This window comes from Streptomyces sp. NPDC001985 (genome assembly GCF_040296845.1).
Lineage (GTDB): Bacteria > Actinomycetota > Actinomycetes > Streptomycetales > Streptomycetaceae > Streptomyces.
On record NZ_JBEOYB010000022.1, the window covers coordinates 50,973 to 70,663 of the forward strand.

Annotated in this window: 17 protein-coding genes; 13 read left to right on the plus strand and 4 right to left on the minus strand. The window is 73.4% G+C overall.

From position 1 onward, the window contains the following. Positions 1 to 462 precede the first annotated feature (462 nt). From ABT122_RS12565 to ABT122_RS12600, 8 genes are all read left to right on the plus strand, one after another. Entirely contained in the window at positions 463 to 1,701 is a 1,239-nt protein-coding gene (locus ABT122_RS12565; RefSeq protein ID WP_351549520.1) for an MFS transporter, read from the plus strand. 120 nt (positions 1,702 to 1,821) lie between these two features. Next, complete coding sequence (locus ABT122_RS12570; RefSeq protein WP_351549524.1) at positions 1,822 to 2,622, plus strand: phytanoyl-CoA dioxygenase family protein; 801 nt, start codon at positions 1,822 to 1,824, stop codon at positions 2,620 to 2,622. A gap of 15 nt (positions 2,623 to 2,637) precedes the next feature. After that, positions 2,638 to 3,189, plus strand: coding sequence for a DUF6309 family protein (locus ABT122_RS12575; protein WP_351549527.1), 552 nt, complete (start codon positions 2,638 to 2,640; stop codon positions 3,187 to 3,189). Continuing rightward, positions 3,186 to 7,382: an SDR family oxidoreductase gene (locus tag ABT122_RS12580; RefSeq protein WP_351549530.1), complete on the plus strand. Its 4,197-nt coding sequence runs from the start codon at positions 3,186 to 3,188 to the stop codon at positions 7,380 to 7,382. The genes ABT122_RS12575 and ABT122_RS12580 overlap by 4 nt, the downstream gene beginning before the upstream one ends. Positions 7,383 to 7,516: 134 nt before the next feature. Then, on the plus strand, positions 7,517 to 8,773 hold the full coding sequence (locus ABT122_RS12585; protein WP_351549638.1) for an aspartate aminotransferase family protein: 1,257 nt from the start codon (positions 7,517 to 7,519) through the stop codon (positions 8,771 to 8,773). Positions 8,774 to 8,807: 34 nt separating this feature from the next. Continuing rightward, positions 8,808 to 9,644, plus strand: coding sequence for a TauD/TfdA family dioxygenase (locus ABT122_RS12590; protein ID WP_351549532.1), 837 nt, complete (start codon positions 8,808 to 8,810; stop codon positions 9,642 to 9,644). Further along, positions 9,641 to 10,444 carry an SDR family oxidoreductase gene (locus tag ABT122_RS12595; RefSeq protein WP_351549535.1) on the plus strand — a complete coding sequence of 268 codons (804 nt, stop codon included), beginning with the start codon at positions 9,641 to 9,643 and terminating at the stop codon, positions 10,442 to 10,444. Before ABT122_RS12590 ends, ABT122_RS12595 begins: the two co-directional genes overlap by 4 nt. Positions 10,445 to 10,449: 5 nt before the next feature. Then, complete coding sequence (locus ABT122_RS12600; protein ID WP_351549538.1) at positions 10,450 to 11,193, plus strand: methyltransferase domain-containing protein; 744 nt, start codon at positions 10,450 to 10,452, stop codon at positions 11,191 to 11,193. Between the two features lie 47 nt (positions 11,194 to 11,240). Here ABT122_RS12600 and ABT122_RS12605 read toward each other — a convergent pair whose 3' ends face one another. Then, entirely contained in the window at positions 11,241 to 11,474 is a 234-nt protein-coding gene (locus ABT122_RS12605) for a hypothetical protein (protein WP_351549540.1), read from the minus strand. A gap of 7 nt (positions 11,475 to 11,481) precedes the next feature. Continuing rightward, entirely contained in the window at positions 11,482 to 12,162 is a 681-nt protein-coding gene (locus tag ABT122_RS12610) for a TNT domain-containing protein (RefSeq protein WP_351549543.1), read from the minus strand. A 203-nt stretch (positions 12,163 to 12,365) separates the two neighbouring features. Here ABT122_RS12610 and ABT122_RS12615 point away from each other — a divergent pair, with 203 nt between their 5' ends. The 5 genes from ABT122_RS12615 (at position 12,366) to ABT122_RS12635 (ending at position 17,085) form a co-directional block, all read left to right on the plus strand. Beyond that, a complete protein-coding gene (locus ABT122_RS12615) occupies positions 12,366 to 12,887 on the plus strand; it encodes a YceI family protein (protein ID WP_351549546.1) in 522 nt (173 codons plus the stop codon). 182 nt (positions 12,888 to 13,069) lie between these two features. Further along, positions 13,070 to 13,333, plus strand: coding sequence for a hypothetical protein (locus ABT122_RS12620; protein WP_351549549.1), 264 nt, complete (start codon positions 13,070 to 13,072; stop codon positions 13,331 to 13,333). 571 nt (positions 13,334 to 13,904) lie between these two features. After that, on the plus strand, positions 13,905 to 14,384 hold the full coding sequence (locus ABT122_RS12625) for a hypothetical protein (protein WP_351549552.1): 480 nt from the start codon (positions 13,905 to 13,907) through the stop codon (positions 14,382 to 14,384). Next, complete coding sequence (locus ABT122_RS12630; RefSeq protein ID WP_351549555.1) at positions 14,381 to 16,231, plus strand: GMC family oxidoreductase; 1,851 nt, start codon at positions 14,381 to 14,383, stop codon at positions 16,229 to 16,231. Before ABT122_RS12625 ends, ABT122_RS12630 begins: the two co-directional genes overlap by 4 nt. After that, positions 16,228 to 17,085, plus strand: coding sequence for a hypothetical protein (locus ABT122_RS12635; RefSeq protein WP_351549557.1), 858 nt, complete (start codon positions 16,228 to 16,230; stop codon positions 17,083 to 17,085). Before ABT122_RS12630 ends, ABT122_RS12635 begins: the two co-directional genes overlap by 4 nt. Positions 17,086 to 17,092: 7 nt before the next feature. Here ABT122_RS12635 and ABT122_RS12640 read toward each other — a convergent pair whose 3' ends face one another. Continuing rightward, a complete protein-coding gene (locus ABT122_RS12640) occupies positions 17,093 to 17,701 on the minus strand; it encodes a chloramphenicol phosphotransferase CPT family protein (protein ID WP_351549560.1) in 609 nt (202 codons plus the stop codon). A gap of 123 nt (positions 17,702 to 17,824) precedes the next feature. Further along, the gene (locus ABT122_RS12645; protein WP_351549563.1) at positions 17,825 to 19,609 is read right to left on the minus strand and encodes a cytochrome c biogenesis protein DipZ; all 1,785 of its coding nucleotides are present in this window, start codon (positions 19,607 to 19,609) and stop codon (positions 17,825 to 17,827) included. Positions 19,610 to 19,691: the final 82 nt, after the last annotated feature.

Here is a 19,691-nt window from a genome sequence, read left to right on the forward strand (position 1 = left end):
AGCCACCACCCACCCGTCACGTCACCGCGACCGCCCTACCGGGACACGTGTCACCACCCCGCCCGGCCCCCGCTCTCACCAAGCTCGTGGTTTTCCACGATGCCCAGCGTGCCGGTCGCCGGGCAGGCTAGAGCCCAGCAGCCCTCCCCGCAGGTGGGGGCGGCCACACGGCCCCCCGGCCCCCGGGTTCAGGGCTGCGGTACGCCTTATTGAGAGGACCTTGTGATGCGGAGAAACGGAACAACCGCGCATGCGCTTCTCCCACCGCGGCGGTCACCGCCGGCGGCGGGCCCGACACCCCTTGTCCGCTGAGGCCCGGGATGGCTCCCGCACGCTCCGCGCCGGGGCCGGACCGCGAGTACACGCCAAACTCCCCGCTGTGGGGACCCCGGCCATCCGGCCATCCGCCGCCGGTCCGCCCGGCGCCGGGCCCATCGGCGGACCCCGCGCCCCGGGAGCCTTGTGAGCACCGACGCGGGGCTCCGTGAGGAAAGGTTCCTGCGGGCCGCGTTCATCGTCTCCAGCAGCGGTGACTGGATCTTCCGGTTCGCTCTCCCCGCTCTGGTGCTCCAACTGACCGGATCAGCGATCTCGACCGCGCTCACCTACGCGGTGGAGTTCCTTCCCTTCGTGGTGATCGGCCTGTTCAGCGGAGTGGTGGCCGACCGGGCCGACCGGCGGCGACTCATGATCATGTGTGATGTGGTCTCGGCGGTGATCGTCGCCGGGATCGCCGTGCTGTGCCTGAGCGACCCATCGGTCGTTCCGGTCATGGCCGCGGCCTTTCTGCTCGGCTGTGTCAGACCGTTCTCGTTCCCCGCGTTCCAGGGGTTTCTCGTCGAACGGGTGGCACCGGAGCGCAGAGCCGCCATGAACGCCTGGGTGCAGGGCACCGACGGCACCCTGAGCATGCTGGGGCCCGTCGCCGGTATCGCCGTGGTCACCTTGCTGGGACCGGCTGTGGCGAGCACCCTCAACGGGATGTCGTTCGCACTCTCCGCTCTGCTGATCGGCGCCACGGCGGCCGGCCCCGCGGGCGCGCGGCTGCGGACCTCGATCGGCCAGGCATGCCGCTCCCTGCGGCCGGACTTCACCGCGGGGCTGCGGGTCATCACCACGGACCGGGGGTTGCTGTGGGCCACGGCCCTGCTCACACTCGCCAACTTCACCTTCCCCGCCGTCGCGGCCAATCTGATCTTCATGGTGGCCGGACCCGACGGGCGCATACCCGCGTCGCTCGCCCTGGTGACGGCGGCGCAGGGACTGGGGGCCGTCCTCGGCGCGATGGCCGCGCCGGCGCTGCTGCGCCGGTTCGAGGCGGGCACGCTGATGCGGAACGCGATGGGGGCCATGGCCCTCGCCCTGCTGCTGCCCACGGCCAGGGCGGACATACCGGCGCTGACGGTGTGCTGCTTCCTCGCCGGCGCGGCGACCTCCACCTTCGTCGTGCCGTGGCGGACCTACCGCCAGAGCGCCGTCGATCCGGCCTTTCTGGGACGGGTGGTCGGCCTCCAGCGCGCCGTGCCGTTCGCGGCGATTCCCTTCAGCGCCCTGCTCGGCGGCTGGCTGCTCACCGAGTTCGGCACCTCGGCGCTGTTCGTCACCGTGTGCGCCGTCCAGTGCCTGGTCTGGCTGGGAACCGGCCTCTCGCCGCTGGGCAGGGCGAGCACACCCGGGCCCCGCAGGGTCAGACCGACATAGCTTCGGCACGGTGGCCGTCCACCGCCGAGGCAGACTCCACACCGCTCGCGGCCGGGACGGTCCGGCCGCTCTGAAGAAACGTTTTACACGTCACTGTCAGGGGAAAGGATGAGATTTCACATGCCAGTCTCATTAGAGGGCAGCGGAACAGTATCAGCGCAGCGGGAACAGTTCGCGGAGTCGGGCTATCTCGTACTGCCGGGCCTGCTGCCCGAGTCGCTGAGGGACCGGCTCACCGGCGAAGTGGACCGCTGGGTGGACGACGGCCTGCGCGCCGAGTCCATCAGGGCCTGCGTCGACCCCGCCTCGCAGGGCCCTCCGCCCGTGCTGGAGCTGGAGTTGCCGGCCCACGGTGAACTGCTCACCCATCAGCCGCTGCTGGAGGTGGTCGACGAGCTGATGGGCGGCCCGTTCGTCTTCCACCACATGCACAGCAACCGGCACAACCCCGGGATCGCGGGCAAACCCTGGCACCACGACTACGAGCCGCACGACGGCGGCGGGGAGCCGCTGCTGATGGTGCACGCGCTGCACTACCTGGGCGGCCTGGACGGCACGGTCGGGAGTCTCGCGCTGCTGCCCGGCTCCCACCACGAGAAGCGGAGCAAGTCCGAACTCTCCCACCACGGCACCGCCGAACTGCCGGGCGAGATCGTGGTGGACCGGCTGCCCCCGGGCTCCACCCTGCTGGTCAACTCCGCGCTGATGCACGCCCGCCGGCCGGAGCCGAGCCCGGACGACTCGGGCCGGCCGCGGTATTTCGTCGACGCGTCCTACTGCCGTACGGGTGCGCGGTGGCGGCCCGTCAAGCCGTACTGGCGGCACATGCTGACCCGCGCAAGGGAGCTGAATCTCGACGGTGGCCGGTGGCCCGAGCTCTTCTCGGAGGATCATTTCACCGAGTACTCACCATCCCTTTGAGGAGGCACTGCCAACATGAAGGTCGTCAGTCCGGTCACCTTCGACGAGGTGCGGACGAGCTTCCACCGGGACCACCCCGCGGAGCGGGAGCACGAGGCCAACACCAACCAGGACGCGGACGACGCCCTGGTGCTGGCGGACGAGGTCTTCGCCCGGTGGTCGAAGGTCCTGCTCTCCCGGACCGAGGTCCTCGACGTCATGCTGCCCTGGCACCTCAGCGAGGGCGGCGGGTGCGACCTCGTGCCCAGGTCCGGGCTGACCGTCGGTCAGGCCGTCCGGCGGCTGCGCTCGCGCGAGGCGGAGTGGACCGAGGCGTGCCCGGTGTGCGCGGCCAAGCTCGCCCGCTTCCGGGACTCCCCCTTCACCTCCATCTATCTCAGTACGCACCCGGTGCCGCACGAGGACTACGCGGGCCTGAGCCCCGGTGACGGTCTCGTCCATCTCGACGGTCTGCACCGCATGGTCGCGTGGGAACTGGCCCAGCGGCTGCCGCTCGACGACGAGCTGACGGCCTTCGTCGCCGGTGACATCGCACCGCATGCCCCAACCGGAGGTCGACGAAAATGACCCGCGCGACGCGAGCCCCCGCCTCGCTGCCCGAACTGCTGATACGGAACGCGCTCGCCCACCCGGACCGCCCCGCCGTGAGCGACGGGGTCCGCACACTCGACTACCGCACCCTCGCCGCCGTGACCGGCCATGTCGCGGCCCGGCTGACCGGTCTCGGTCTGGGGCGCGGCGACCGGGTGGCGGTACTCGGCGCCAGGGACGCCCGGCTGTGGGCGCTGCTGTACGGAGTGATGCGTTCGGGCGCCACCGCCGTGGTGATCGATCCGGGGTGGAGCGCGCCCGATGTGCGCAGACGGCTGGAGGCGGTCGAGGTGCGCTGGGCGCTCACCGCCACCGGGGACATCCGGGCACCGGAGCCCTGCAGGACCGAAGTGCTCGACATCGACGCGCTGGCCGGGAGCGCTCCGCCCGGAACCCCCGCCGCCGAAGCGCCGCTCCCCGCCGATCTGGCGTATCTCTCCTTCACCTCGGGGTCGAGCGGTGAGCCCAAGGCCGTGGCGGTCACGCACGCCAACACGGTGCACTACGCGGAGTCCCTCGGGGAGCGGCTGGGTCTCACGGAGGCCGACGCGCCGTGCGTCGGCCATGTCACCACCCTGGCGGCCGACCTCGGCCACACCTCCTGGCTGCTCGCGCTCGCGGCGGCGGGGTCGGTGCATGTCGTGGCGGACGATCACGCGCGCGATCCCGAGGCGTGCTGGGCCTCGCTGCGCGGGGCCGGGGTGTCGGTGCTGAAGACGACTCCGTCGCATCTGACGGCGCTGCTCTCGGGCAGGCCGCCGGGGAGCCCGGCCCTGGACACGGTGATCCTGGGCGGTGAGGCGCTGCCCAGGTCGCTCGCCGCGAGCCTGCTGGAGCAGGGGGTCGCCGCCCGGGTCGCCAATCACTACGGGCCGACCGAGACGACCGTCGGCGCCACCTGTTTCCTGGCCTCCGCCGTGGCCGATCTGCCGGCCGACGAGGCCACCGTGCCGATCGGCACGGCGATCGGCGAGGTGGAGCTGCGGCTGTCCCCCGAGGGGGCGACGGGCGAACTCCACATCGGCGGACGGGGGGTCAGCGCCGGCTACTTCGGCCGGCCGGACGAGACCGCGTGCCGCTTCGTCCGGTACGGCGGCCGGCGCATGTACCGGACCGGTGATGTGTGCCGCCGCCGCGCGGACGGGAACCTGGTCTACATCGGCAGGTCCGACCGCCAGGTGAAGGTCCGGGGCTTCCGGGTCGACCCGGTCGGCATCGAGCACGCGATGGAGGAGTTCCCCGGGGTCGGCCAGTCGGCGGTCCTGGTGCGCGAGACCCCCGCGGGCAGTCAGCTCCTCGCGGCGGTCCGGCTGACCGGCGGGGGCGGCGAGAGCGGGACGCTCGCCGCGCTCCGCTCCCATCTGCGCGACCGGCTGCCCGGCTACTCGGTCCCGCAGCCGATCCTCGCGGTGCCGGACTTCCCCTTCGGCACCAATGGGAAGCTCGACCGGGAACGGCTCGGGGCCATCGTCAACGGGCTCATCGAGGCCCGGGCGCGCGGTACCCGGCCGCGGCGCTCCGACGGCTCCGGCCGGGGCGCGGTCTCACTGGCGCAGGCCGTCGCCGAGCTGTGGGCGGACGCGCTGGGGCTGCCGATCCTCGATCCGGACGCCGATGTGCTGAGCCTGGGCGGCGACTCGATCCTCGCGATGCGGACGATCGCGTTTCTGCGCCGGCGCGGCCACAGTGTGGCGTTCGAGGACTTCTACGAGCACCCGACGCCGACCGGGCTCGCGGCGGTCGCCCTCTCCTCCCGGGGCCGGCCCCGGCCGAGGGTCGACCGCACCGGCGCCCGGGAGCTGCGGCTCGCCCCGGCGCAGCGGTGGCTGTTCCGGCAGCCCGTCGACGAACCGCGGCACTGGAACCAGTCCGTGGCCCTGCGGTGCGCGGTACGGGTCGACGCGCCGGCCCTGTCGGCGGCGGTCGCGGCCGTGCTGGAGCGCCATCCCGCGCTGCGCCGGCCGGTCGGTCCGGACGGCCCCGGGGACCCCCGGGACGCGGTCGACCTCGACGCGGTGAGCTGCTCGCCGATCCGGCCGGGGGTGCCGGTGGCGGAGACCGTCGGCACCGTCTGTACCGAGCTGCACCGCAGTCTCGACCCGGAGGCCGGACGCCTGCTGCGGGTGCATCTGTTCACCGGCGGCCCCGGTGTCGACGACCGGCTCGCGCTGATCGCGCACCATCTGGTGGTCGACGGGCTGTCCTGGCGCATCCTCCTCGACGACCTCGCCGCCGCCTACCGGGCGGAGCTGGCGGGGCGGCGGGCCGAGCTGCCGCCGACGGCGGACTTCTACACCTGGGCGGCCGGGACCCCGGCCGCGCCGCCCGTCCAGGAGGCGGTCGCCCCGCGGCTCCCGGTGGACGACGCGACCGGCGGGACCGAACCGGCCACCCTGATCTGGACCCTCGGCGAGGAGGCGACCGCCCGGCTCGTCGAGCGCCACGGAGGCGCCCAGCGGCTGGAGGCGGTTCTGCTGGCGTCGTTCGCCGAGGCGGCGCTGGAGTGGAGCGGGCAGGACCGCCTCGGCGTCGAGGTGGAGACCCACGGCCGGGAGACCGGCGGGGACGGCGCCCAGTACCTGGACACCGTGGGCTGGTTCACGGCGGTGAAGTGGCTTGCCGTCGACGGGCCGGACGCGGCGGAGCGGGCGAGCGCCGACGGCGGGCCCGCACGGGCGCGCCGGGTGCGGGAGACCGAGGAGCGCCTGCGGGAGGCGCCCCAGCTGCCGATGGACACGGAGGGGGTCCGCCCGGAGGTCGGGTTCAACTTCCTGGGCAGCTTCCGGCTGCCCGATGAGCCGTCCCTGGGCTGGTCGGTCGCCGACGAACAGGCCGGCTCGGCGCGGTGCGCCACCGGCGACTCGCTCTACGCGCTCCGGCTGACCACGAGGGTCATCGGCGGCAGGCTGGTCACGGATCTCGTCTACGCCTGGCCGAGGCTCTCCCACGGGAGCGCGGACCGGATTCTCACCGCCTTCGCCCGCTCGGTGGCCGGCCTCGCGGACGCGGTCGCCCCCGCACCCGTACGGTCGGCGGCGTCGACCTCCGGACAGCTGCTGCACACCGGTGCCGCGGTGCCCCGGGGCGGCTGGCGGGTGGTGCGCGAGCCGGCCCGGGTGCTGCTCACCGGTGCGACCGGGTATCTCGGCGGGCATCTGCTCACCGAACTCACCGCGCGGGGCGCCCGGGTGACCGCGCTGGTGCGCGGGGACAGCGACGCGGACGCGGCCCGCCGGCTCGGCGGCGCGGAGGTGATCGCCGGCGACATCGACCGGGAGGGTCTCGGTCTCTCCGCCGCCGGTCTCGCCCGCGCCCGGGAGGCGCAGGTCGTGGTGCACGCCGCGGCGGACGTCCGGCTGGTGGCCTCCCCCACCGATCTGGAGCGGACCAACAACACGGCGGTGCGCAGACTGCTGGAGTGGATCGACACCGAGGCGCCCGGGGCCCGTTTCCACCATGTGTCCACCCTGGCGGTCGCGGGCGGGGTCGACGGGCCCGCGCGGCGGTTCAGCGAGGCGGATCTGCGGGTCGGCCAGAGCTTCCGCACCCCGTACGAGAAGGCGAAGTTCCGGGCCGAGGAGACCGTGCGGGCCTGGGCGGCCTCGGGCCGTCAGGCGTATATCCACCGCAGTGGCCACATCGCCGCGGACAGCCGCACCGGCGCGTTCCAGCGCAATGTCCAGGACAACCGGATCTACCAGGTCGTCCGGGGCTATGTGCTGGCCGGCGCGGCGCCGAGCCGGCCGTCGACGACGTTCGAGTTCTCCCATGTCGACACGGTGGCCGCGGGTATCGCGGCGCTGGCGATGTTCCCGGACGCGGCGCCGGGCGTCTACCACGTGGAGACCCCGCACAAGGTGGCGCACGACGAACTGGTCGCGTGGATGGCCGGGCACGGCTATCCGGTGGAGCTGACGGACGACGCGGCCTTCGCCCTCGCGCTCGCGCGGGCCGAGCGGAGCGATCCGACGACGGCCCGGCTGGCGTCGACCTGGTCACAGCTCGGGGACCGCAACATCGTCGCGGACAGTTCGTGGACGACCTCGGTGCTGGAGCGGCTCGGGGTGCGCTTCGCCGCGCCGACCCCGCAGTGGTGGTCCGCCGCCCTGACGTGGGCCACCGCGGCCGGGTTCCTCCCGGCGACCGTCGTATCGCCCCAGCTCACCTGAGGCCCCGGCGGAATCGCCCCGGGTGCGGGCAGCCCGGACGGCCCCGGCGCGCCCGGCCCCGCACCCCGACGGCAGAAGTACAGACAGACCAGATAGATCAGACAGAACAGATGGAACAGACAGAAAAGGACGCCATGTCCCAGCTCTCCCCGGTCCTCAAGCAAGCCACTCCCGTTGTCGCCGCCCGAGGCGAGGGGGTGTATCTCTTCGACGCCGACGACCGGCGCTATCTCGACTTCACCTCGGGTGTCGGTGTCACCAGCACGGGCCACTGCCACCCCCGGGTGGTGGAGGCCGTGCAGCGGCAGTCGGGCCGGCTGATCCACGGGCAGTACACGACCGTGTTGCACGAGCAGTTGCTGACGCTGACCGGGCGTCTCGGCGAGGTGCTGCCCCCGGGCCTGGACTCCGTCTTCTACATGTGCTCCGGCAGTGAGGCGGTGGAGGCGGCGCTGCGGCTCGCCCGCCACGCCACCGGCCGGCAGAACGCGATCGTGTTCGATGGCTCCTTCCACGGGCGCACCATGGGCGCGGCGTCGCTGACCACGGCCGGCAGCCGGTTCCGCGCCGGTATCGGCCCGCTGATGCCGGGGGTCGCGGTGGCGCCCTTCCCGCACGCCTTCCGGCTGGGGATGAGCGAGGAGGAGGCGGTCGAGCACGCGCTGCGCGGTCTCGACCATGTGCTGGCGACCGTCAGCGCGCCGTCCGAGACCGCGGCGATGTTCGTCGAGCCGGTGCTGGGCGAGGGCGGCTATGTGCCCGCCCCCGCGGGGTTCCTGGCCGGTCTGCGGGAGCGGGCGGACCGGCACGGCATCCTGCTGGTGGTCGATGAGATCCAGACCGGTTTCGGCCGGACCGGCAAGTTCTGGGCGCATCAGCACAGCGCCGGTGTCGTGCCCGATGTACTGATCACCGCCAAGGGTCTGGCGAGCGGATTCCCGCTCTCCGCGATCGCGGCGCCGGAGCGGCTGATGAGCAAGGCGTGGCCGGGCTCCCAGGGCGGGACCTACGGCGGCAACGCCGTGGCCTGCGCGGCGGCGCTGGCGACCCTGGATGTGATCCGGGACGAGCGGCTGGTGGAGAACGCCTCGGCGCAGGGCGCGCGGCTCGCGGAGGGGCTGCGGAAGATCGCCGCCGGGACGCCCGCCATCGCCGATGTGCGGTGGCTGGGTCTGATGGCGGGCAGCGAGTTCTGCCACCCCGACGGCTCCCCCGATCCCGGCACCGCCAAGCGCGCCCAGAGCGCCGCCGCCGAGGGCGGCCTGCTCCTCCTGCCCTGCGGGGTGCACGGCAATGTGATCCGGATGATCCCGGCGCTCGTCGTCACCGCCCCCCAGATCGACGAGGCGCTGTCCCTGTGGTCCGCGGCCGTCGCCACCGCGACGCGGTAGTGCCCGTCCCCCTTCTGAAAGGACTGATCACGGCATGACCGAGAAAACACTCAACGACATCGGCTGGACCTCGGAGTATCTGGAGTCCACCCGCGAGGTGTGGTCGGCACCGGTCTCCCCGGGCGACCGGGAGCTGCTCTGGGCCGACTCCGTGGCCGAGCGGTGGAACGGCGCGGCTCCGCAGCGCGAGAACCTGAACTCCTTCCTCCAGCGGAGCATCCGGTCGGTGGGTTTCGCGCACGTCCAGCGGCTGATCGACCCGGCGGCGCCCGACGACGACATCGTCCGGAGCCTGTCGTTCCTGGTGCGGGATCTGGGGGAGATCGTTCCGCAGAACGCCCAGGGGGATCTGACCCGGGTGCTGCGGGACAACGACGGCGACGGGAACACCGAGCTGGGGTTCCACTGCGACACCTGTGATCTGCTGGTCCTGCTCTGCCTCCAGCCCGCGGTCCGGGGCGGGGGCAACACCAAGCTGGCGAGCGCCCGGCACGTCCACGACATCATCGAGCAGGAGCGGCCCGATGTGCTCGCCCTGCTCCAGGAGGAGTGGACCTTCGACCGGACCGGGCGCGCGGGCGTCCAGACGGTCGTCTCGCCGATTCTCTTCACCCAGGCGGACGGGACGGTCGGCTGCTACTACCAGACCCGTACGGTACGGGCCTCGGGAGAGCTGAGCGCCCGCCGGCTGGAGGCGCTGGACTACCTCGACGAGGTCCTCTACCGGCCGGAGATCGCCTTCGGGCTCCAGCTGGCGGCGGGTGATCTGCTGGTGATCCGCAACAGCAGGGTGCTGCACGGCCGTTCGCCCTACGTCGACGAGCCCGAAGTGCCCCGCCGGGTGCTGCGCGTCTGGATGGACACCCGATGACCGCCGGACCCGCCGGGCGGGACACGGACACGGGTGCGGCCACGGGACCCGGCACCGGCAGGATCGGTGTGGTCACCGGCGGAGGCGGCGGGCTCGGCAGGGCCAGCGCGCTCGCCCTGCTCGCCCAGGGCTGGTCGCTCGCCCTGGCCGGCCGGCGCGAGGAGGCGCTGAAGGAGACCATCGCCCTGTCGGGCGCGGGCCCGGACCGGGTGATCGCCGTGCCCACCGACATCCGCGACCCCGCCCAGGTGGCCGCGCTGTTCCGCACCGTACGGGCGCACTTCGGCCGGCTGGACCTCCTCTTCAACAACGCGGGCGCGGCCGTCCCGCGCCGGCCGGTCGCGGAGGTGGACTTCGACGACTGGAGCAAGGTCATGGACACCACCGTCACCGGTACCTTCCTCTGCGCGCAGGAGGCGTTCCGGGTGATGCGGGACCAGTCCCCGCAGGGCGGGCGGATCATCAACAACGGTGCGCCGTCCGCGCACTCGCCCCGGCCCAACGCCATCGCCTACACGACGGCCAAGCACGCGGTGCTCGGGCTCACCCGGGCCCTGTCGCTGGACGGGCGCCCCTACGGCATCTCCTGCGGACAGATCGACGTGGGGAACGTGGACCCGGCCGACGGCGGTCCGCAGCCCGCCGCGATGCAGGCCGACGGCTCGATGGCGGTCGAGGCGACGATCCCCGTGGCGCGCTTCACGGAGTCGCTGCTGCTGATGGCGTCCATGCCGGCGGACACCAATGTCCAGTTCCTCACGGTCCTGCCCACGACCATGCCCTTCATCGGCCGGGGCTGACGGCGATGCTGATCAGTGCCCGCTCCTTCGACGAGTACCGGGCGATGTTCGCGCTGTCGGACGACGACCTGGCCCTGCGCGTACTGGACTGCCCCGGCGGCGCCGCGAGCTTCGTGGCCCTGGCCGGGGCCCGGGGGACCGACGCGGTCGCCGTCGATCCGCAGTACGGTCCCGGCCGGGAGCGCCTCGGCGAGCTGGTGCTGCGCGAGATCGAGCACAAGCACCGGTCCGTGGCGGACAACGCGTCCTCGTACGTCTGGGACTGGTTCGGTGACGCCACGCGCTACACCCGGCTGCGGTCCGAGGCCGCGACCACCTTCGCCGCGCACATCACGGCGCGCCCGGAGCGCTATGTCGAGGGGACCCTGCCCCATCTGCCCTTCGCCGATGGCTCCTTCGATCTGGTGCTCAGCTCCCATCTGCTGTTCTCCTACGGCGCGCGGTTCGATGCGGAGTTCCACCGGAACGCGCTGATCGAGCTGGTCCGGGTGGCCCGCTGGCAGGTGCGGCTCTTCCCGGTGGTGCTGCACACCACGGACGAGCGGTACGAGCATCTCGACCGCATCCGCGCGGAACTCGACGGCTTCGGTGTCGCCTCGCGGCTCGACCGGGTCGCCTATGAGTTCCAGCCCGGCGCCGACGAGATGCTCGTCCTCGAATGCGGCGACCGGGGCGCGCTGCCGGACCCGGTGCCCGGCGCACCGGCGCGCGACCCGGTGCGCTGGCGGCATCTCGGCGACGGGGGCTGACCCGCTGGAGGCGCGGGTGCGGGGTGGCGGTCCCCGCACCCGCGCCGTCAGATCAGCAGCCGCAGCAGATGGGCGCAGGCAGCGGACTCGCTCGGGTGGCGGGCGATGGCCTGGTGCGCGCCGCGCTCGTACACACCCGTCTCCCACCCCCCGTCCGGGGCCCGCCGCAGATACAGGAAGTCGGGGGGCGTGGGGGCGGGTTCGTGGACCCCTTCGATGTGGTAGTGGCCGTCGGCCACCCCCGCCGCGCTCAGCGCGGCCCGTGCGCCGCGGCGGTCCATGGCCGCCCTAGCCGGCCACGGCGGTGAGGTAGCCGCGCTCCAGCAGCCACTTCACATGGAGGCGCTCGCCCTGCCCCGGGTCGAGGAAGACCGGGTCCAGCTTGATCTGCCGGCCCCCGCCGGGCTGCTCGAACCAGGGCGCGATACGGCCCTGCCACACCCAGAACGGCTTGGCGACCTTGTAGACACGGTAGTCGCAGGCGACCGCCGCGTCCCGGGTGTTGAGGTTCTGCGGGGGCAGGGCGCGCTTGCGGTAGGCGTCACCGGCCGGGGCGAGATAGCTGCCGAACTCGGAGCCGAAGCGGTCCAGCCGCTGGCCGGGGCGGAGCTTGGTGGGCTCCTTGTCGATCTCGCCGTTGACCTGGCCGAAGCCGTCGTTCGGCGGGTACTTCCAGCCGCCGGTTCCGGCGGGGCCCTCCCAGTACTTCGCGAGGAAGGCCGAGGGGGTGAGGGAGCCGGTCCGCTTGTACCCCTTGAGCAGCGGCCCGACCGGTGCGACCTGCTTCTCCGGCAGCCATTGGGGGCCGAGACGGGCGTCGTCGAGGAACTTCCCGGTGCACGGCGGCTCGTGCCGGGGTGCCGCCGCCCTCGGCCGCTCCGGGGTCTGCGGGGCGGCGCTCGCCGCGGGGGCGGTCATCAGCCCGGCGGTGATGCCGAGCGCGGCAAGTACGGTGCTTATTCGATTCATCCGGACATTCCCCTCGTACTGATGATCATTCAGAAAAGCCGGGGAAGGGTATCGCCCGGTCCGGTGGAGAAGTCGCCGCCACGGCGATTTCCGGCCGGATTCGATCACCGCGTTCTGCGGCTTGTCGTCGGCTGGTGGAACGGCGGGCGGTACGAGAGGGTGATCGATCAGGGCCGATCTTCAGACCGAAGGGGTACGCGTTCATGACGGCGTCAGGCGTTGAGAGACAGTCGGTACCGGTACCGGGAACGTATGAGATCGACACGGCGGCCTCGTCCCTGCGGTTCGAGACGCGTGCCTTCTGGCTGCTTCCGGTCGTGGGCACCCTCACCATCGGGCACGGGTCGATCACCGTGTCCGAGTCGGTGGAGGAGTCGTCCGTGGATGTGGTGATCCCCAGCGGAAGCTTCGACTCCGCCAACGCGAAGCGGGACGAGCACGTGAAGTCCGCCGAGTACCTGGACACGGCCGCGTACCCCGAGATGACCTTCCGCGGCCGGAGTCTCGACCGGTCCGGCGGGGGCGGGACGCTGCGGGGGCAGTTGACCGTGCACGGTGTCACCCGCCCGGTGGCGATAGCCGTGGACTCCGTCTCCTTCGCCGACGGGCGGCTCACGGCCCGCGGAACCACCACGGTCGACCGCTACGCGTTCGGTGTGACCCGGTCCAAGGGGTTCACCTCCCGCCATCTCACGATCAGCGTGACGATCAGCGCCCGGCTCTGACCGGGCCGGTCCCGGGGGGTTCGGCAGCCAGGGCCCGGCGGCCGGGCCCCTCCGTGCGTACGGCCGGGTGAATCCCCCTGCGCCGATCGAGTGCGCACCGGCGTGGCGCGGTCTCGCGCCGGTGGTACCGGGAACGTCTCAGCCGCCCCTGCCCGGTACACCGAACAGTCAAGGGACCGACCATGCGCATCAGAACCGTTCTGGCCGCCGTCGCACTCGCCGTCACGGCCGTCGCCGGAGCCTCGTCCGCCGCTTCCGCCGCCACACCCGGGGCCGTCCTCTCGGACGCCGCCCTCGACTCCCTCGACCTCAACTCCGCCTTCGAGTTCGGCGACATCACCGTCACCACGACCCAGAACCCCGATGTCGTGGTGGGGTGCAGCCCCGGAGCGGTGCTGCTCTCGCCGTCCGTGCAGTGCGGGATCTTCGACATCGCCCCGCAGTAACGGGGTCGCGGCCCGGGACATCGCTCCGCTCGGCCGGAGGACGGCGCGTGGGGTGGTGTTCCGAAGGCCCCCGGAGGCCGCGCCACCGGCCCGCCGCCCCCGGCGTCCCGCGTCAACGCCCGCTCCGGCACCGTCCCGACGGGCGGGCGCCGGCCACGGCCGGGGCGGGAAGCGGGACTCACGGGCCCCGCCGGCATCCGCACCGGTACCCCGTGCGCCGCGCCCGCCCCCGGGCCCGCCGGGCGGAGGGCTCAGCCGCGCACCGCTGCCGCCGGGTCCGCGCGCGGAGCGGCGGCGTCCGGGTTCGCCTCCTCCCTGGCCGGGTTCGGTGGCGAGCCGCTCCGGGTACCGCGCACAGGGACGGCCACAGGCCGGTGTCCCGGAGCCCGGCGCCGGTGCCGGGCGCACCCCGCGCACCCACCCGCCGGAGGGCCGGGGGCATGAACCCGCCGGTGGCGAGGTAGGGATCTCGGCGGCCCAACGGGGAGGCAGGCAGAGAGCAGAGGGGGTTCTGACCGATGTCGAAGAGCGTCCGTCGCCGGTGCCGTGGGCGAGGCTCCGGGTGACCGCGGTGAACGAGCCGGCCGGGGGGAACGAGGGAGACGACGGGGACTCCGGCCCCGGGTCCGGGTCCGGGCCGTGTCAGCGGGAGGGGGAGGCCGGGCGGTTCCTGGCCCTCTCGGCCGCGCTCACCGGTTTCGACGCCGCCGAGCTGACCGGGACCGGACTGGCCGGGACCTACCGCCGGCTGGTCCGCTCCCGGAGCGATCCCGCGCTCTACGAGAAGCTGGCCGCCACCGCGACCGACCCGTACGTCCCGACCGGCGACGCGGCGCTCGACGGGCTCGCCCGGGCCGTCTGCCACCTCTGGTACGCGGGCGCCTGGCCCGACGGGCCGGGCGGCGGGCCCCCCGCCCCGGTCTCCGCCCGCGCCCACGCCGGCGCGCTGGTGTGGCGGAGCTTCGGCGCCCATCCGCCGGGGGCCGGAAGACCGGGTCCCGGCTCCTGGGCCGAGCCCCCCTCGGAGCCGGGCGGGGGCGAGGGGTTATGACCGGTGCGGAGCGTTTCGATGTGATCGTCGTCGGCGCGGGCATCGCCGGATCGCTGGTGGCGAAGGAGCTGGGCGCGCGGGGCTGGCGGATTCTGGTCCTGGAGGCGGGGGTGGGCGACACCGACGGCAGCCCCGCCGTGGACGCGGACCGGTTCCGCGCGGCGGCGATGAAGGTCCCCGGCTCGGCGCTGGCGCCCAACCCCCTGGTGCCCTCCCCCGACGTACCGGACCTCACCGGTCTGCCCGGCGGCGGCTACCGGGCGGCCGGGTATCTCGTCCAGAACGGCCGGCTGCCGTACGCGAGCGGCTATCTGCGGGTCAACGGCGGCACCGGCACGGCCTGGACGGGGCTCACCCCGCGCATGCACCCGGAGGACTTCCGCACCGGGGCGTTCGGTTACGGCCGCGACTGGCCCATCGGCTACGGCGACCTGGAGCCCTACTACCGCGCGGCGGAGCGCGAACTGGGGGTGGCCGGTGATCCGGCCGAGCAGCGGGACCACGTCGGTCTGCCCTGGCCGGACGGGTACGCCTACCCGCATCCCCCGGTCCCGCCCAGCCATCTCGACCGGATGCTGGCCGAGCGGCTGGACGGGCGCCACGCCCGGGACCCCGCGCACCCTCACCCGACCCCGCTGCGGGTCGTCGGCACGCCCCAGGCCCGCAACACCGCCGCGACCGAGGAGCACGGGCCGGTCTGCGAGGGCAGCGCGAGCTGTATCCCGGTCTGCCCGACCGGGGCCAAGTACACCCCGCTGCGCACCCAGGCACGCTGGGCGCCGGGGGTCACCCTGCGCACCCGCGCGGTCGCCGCACGGATCGTGGCCGGCCCCGGGGGGCGGGTCACCGGAGTCGAGTACCAGCGGTACGACGACCCGGCCGGGCCCTCCCGTCCGGTCCGGCACACGGCGCGCGCGGCCACGGTCGTCCTCGCCGCCCACGCGATCGAGAACGCGCGGCTGCTGCTCGCCTCCGGGCTCGCCAACTCCAGCGACCAGGTCGGCCGGAATCTGATGGACCACCCCGTGCTGCTCACCTGGGGGCTGCTGCCCCGGCCCACCGGGCCCTACCGGGGGCCCGGTTCGACCTCCGGTCTGGAGGGGTTCCGCTTCGGTCCGGCCCGGGCCGCCCGGGCGCCCTTCCGGATCGAGATCGGCAACTGGGGGTGGAACTGGGCGGTCGGCCCGCCCTCCCTCGATGTGGCCGAACTGCTGCGCCACGGCGATCCGGCGGGCGGTGGGCGGGGGCTGTTCGGGCCGGCGCTGCGGAGGGCCGCCGGGGAGCGGATCGGCCGGCAGTTCGCCCTCCAGTTCGAGCTGGAGCAGAGCGCCGACCCGGCCAACCGCGTCACCCTCGACCCGGGTCCGCCCGATCCGCTGGGCCGGCCGCGCCCACGGCTCACGTATGACCTCTCCGACCATGTGAAGGAGGGGATCGCGGCGGCCAGGACGGTGTCCGAGCAGATCTTCGCCCTGCTGGGGGCGGAGGACCACAGCCGGTACGCACCCGGGCCCGCGCACCCGGGCTGGTACAGGTACCGGGGCAGGTCCTATGTGTACCGGGGCGCGGGCCACGGCGGGGGCACCCACATCATGGGCGACAGCCCGGCCGACTCCGTCGTCGACGGCTGGCAGCGCTGCTGGGACCACCCCGGCCTCTACGCGGTGGGCTGCGGGAGCATGCCCTCGCTCGGCACCTCCAACCCGACGCTCACCATGGCCGCGATCACCCTGCGCAGCGCCGAACAGATCCACCGCGACCTGTCCGCGCGGCGCGCCGCGGCCCGACCGCCGGCCTCCGGGGCTCACCCGGGTCCGGCCACCCCCGAGGAGACCCGCACCCCGTGACCGACGAACTGACCCTGCCGCCCGTGACCGCCCCGTATCTGCTGCCCTTCCACTACGGAGCCCTGCACAACATCGGCGTCGACCACCTGGTGGACCCCGGTCCGGTGCGGGCGGCCCTCGCGGCGCACCACCCCGATCTGACCGCGGCGGACTTCGGCGGAAGGGCCTGTGTCACCCTCAACTACCAGCTGTACTTCGCCCAGTACCCGAACGGCGGCGGTATCACCCAGGAGATCGAGTACAGCGTCGTCGCGCATCCGACCGCGAGCGCCGGCCGGCTCGCCAGGCTCTCGTACGAGGAGTACGCGCGGGGGTACGACCAGACGAAACTGCTCGGGATCGCCCGGCTCCATGTGCTCTGCGACAACCCGCTGGCGATCGCCGCGGGGACGGCGCTCTTCGGTGAGCCGAAGTATCCGGCCTGGTTCCGGGCGGCGATGCCCTCTCCCAACGGTCCGGCGGGCGAGAGCTGGGACATCGTCTGCAAGGAGGCGGTGGCCTCGGAGAGCGGGGACGGCATCGACCGCCGGGACCGGACCCTGTTCTCCCTCTCCGCCGATCTGACCGGTCTGCCCGGGACCCCGGTCAACAGCACCCCCATCACCGGGTACGGCACCGACGCCGGCGGCCGGCCGCTGGCCGGTCCGCTCCATGTGTACCAGCCCTACCGGTTCTTCCCCCTGGCGGCGGCGGACGCCGGGCGGGTGCGGCTGACGGTCCACGACAGCGGCTCCCGCATCGGCACCGACATCGCCGCCCTCGTCGGCGGGGCTCCCGCCGCCGGGGCGTGGAGCTTCCAGTCGTCGCCGGTGGCGGCCCACCACCGGCCCTACTACGTGCCGCGCGCCGGCTGAGCCCGGGTCAGGCCCGCTCGGCCGCGAGGCGTTCGAAGGCGGTCGGGGTGGTCCGGCGGTGGAGGAAGTCCTCGATCCGCCGGGCGCACTCGGCCGGGCTCGCGTCCCCGGTGTCGCACTCGATGTCGTAGACAGCATGGGCGTGGACGCGCTCGAACTGACCGGCCGCCAGTCCCGCCGGCCGGTCACCGCGCGCCCGTTCCCTGCGCTCCAGCTCCGGCAGGGGGCAGCGGACGCCGACGAGGACGGTGTCCCGGTGCGGGAACAGCTCCAGACAGTCCCGCAGGCGCCACGGCTCGCTGAGGACATGGTCGACGACGACGGTGTTGCCCGCCCCGGCCATTCCCGCGACCGCCCGGTGAAACCCCATCCAGGTGCGCCTGAGGACGGCGGGCAGTTGCTCCGGGGTCAGTTCGGGCTTCGACCGCATCGCGTGGAAGGCGTCCACCGCCAGATGGAAGGAGGGTTCCTGGAAGAGGCCCACCAGCTCCTTCGCGATGCTCGACTTGCCCGAGCTGGAGGTCCCGTTCAGAAAGACGATCAGCCCGCCGAACCCCCGCCGGGGTCCCTCCGCCCCGGTGGCGGCCCCGGCTCCGGGCGTGGTCCGTGTGGTCATGCGTGCTCTCGCATCCCGCGCTGCTCCAGGGCGTCCGGTCCTCGGGGCCCACCACCCCGGAGGAGAGTGACCGCACCGTACAACGGTCTCCTCCGGCGGCGGGTGGCGGCCCCGGGGCGGCTGTTATCCGAAGGTGAAGGCGAAGGCCTGGACACCGGGGGCGGGGCGGAGTTCGAGGCGGGCGTCATGGGCCTCGGGCTCGTCGATGAGGGAGTACATCGTCGGGGCGCCGGTGACCTGGATCGTTGTGCGGTGGCGGCCGTTGACGAGGACCTCGACCGGGCCCTTGCCCGCCAGCACCAGATTGACGTTCCGCGCGCGGTAGTGGAGGGCGAGCCGGGCGTCGGCGCCGGCGGTGAAGTGCTCGTAACCGGCGGTCCAGGTGCCGCCGAGGGCGACGCCGTCGCGGCGCAGCTCCCCGGGCATGCGGTAGGTCTTGAGGCGGTCGGCGGCGATCGGGTCACCGGTGTAGCGGCGGATGCGCTGGTGGCTGAGGTAGGTCTCGGGGGTGCGGCCCTCGGTGAGGTCGGCGTCGCTGCGGCCGGTCCTCGGGGGCAGGGCGGCCGACGGGGCGGCCTCCGTGAGCAGGGTGCGGATGTGTTCCTCGGTCTCGCGGTAGCGTCCCTCGCCGAAGGTGAAGTGGCGCACGGTCCCCCGGGCGTCGATCAGATACTTCGCGGGCCAGAACCGGTTGCGGTAGTTGTCCCAGGTGGTGAGTTCGTTGTCGAGGGCCACCGGATAGGTGACACCGAGCTTCTCCGCCTGGTCGGCGACGTTCCCGGCGTCCTTCTCGAAGGCGAACTCGGGCGAGTGGACCCCGATGACCTCCAGGCCCGCGTCACGGTAGGCGCGGTCCCATGCCTTGACATGCGGCAGGCTCCGCTGGCAGTTCACACAGGAGTAGGTCCAGAAGTCGAGCAGCACCACCTTGCCTCGCAGCGATTCGAGCTTCACCGCGCGACCGCCGGGGGTGTTCAGCCACCGGGTGATCTCCTCGATCGCCGGGGCCCTGCCGCAGGACTTGAGTTCGTCGGCGCCGTCCTCGCAGCGGGACAGCTCCTTGTTGGAGTTGTCGTACAGGCCGGAGAGCTGCTGGCGCGCCCGGTCGCTGTCCTCGATCTTCCGCTGCGCCGACGCGGTGTAGTCGGGCAGCGCGCGCTGGAGGGCCGTGGTGAGGTCCAGGGCGAGGGCGAACGCGAGGGCGATCATCAGGGTGCCCGCGGCGATCCGCAGACCCCGGGCGCGGGTGCGGAAGGCGGTGACGCGCTCGGTGACCCGGCGGCCGGCGAGCGCGAAGATCAGCAGAGGGACCGCGGTGCCGACGGCGAAGGAGAGCGTCAGGGCGACGATATCGGCGCTGATCTCTCCCCGGGCCCCGGCCACGGTGATCGCGGCCAGCACCGGTCCGGCGCAGGGCACGTACAGCAGACCGAGACCGAGCCCCAGGACGAAGGCGCCGCCCTCCTTGTTGACCTGGCGCTGCGGAATGCGGGCGAACGGCTTCTCCAGCAGCCGCTCCAGGGGCGGGAAGACCAGGCCGAGGCCGATCAGGACCAGCAGGGTCAGACCGACGTAGCGCAGGATGTCGTCGGGCAGCCCGAGCGCGGAGATCAGGGTGACACCGAGGAGGGTGAAGAAGCTGAAGCTGAGCACCAGGCCCGCGACCACCGCGTAGGGGCGGAGGTTGCGGCGCCGGGAGGGCCGGGCGGCGGGAGCGGGGGGCCCTTCAGCGGCGCCGGGCGGTGCGGCGGTGCCGGACCCGGCGGGCACGGTCGCGGGTACGGGGGCGGGTGCGGCGGCGTTTCCGGGTGCGGCGGCGAGGAACACCACCGGGAGCACCGGCAGGATGCACGGGGAGACCGCCGTGATCAACCCGCCCAACAGACCGATCAGGGACAGGGTCAGCATGGATGGTGCCCTCCGTTCGGAGACCGGAGTGTCCGCCCTCTGCCCTGATTCGGAGCCGGGACCGGCCCGGATTGCCGCCCGT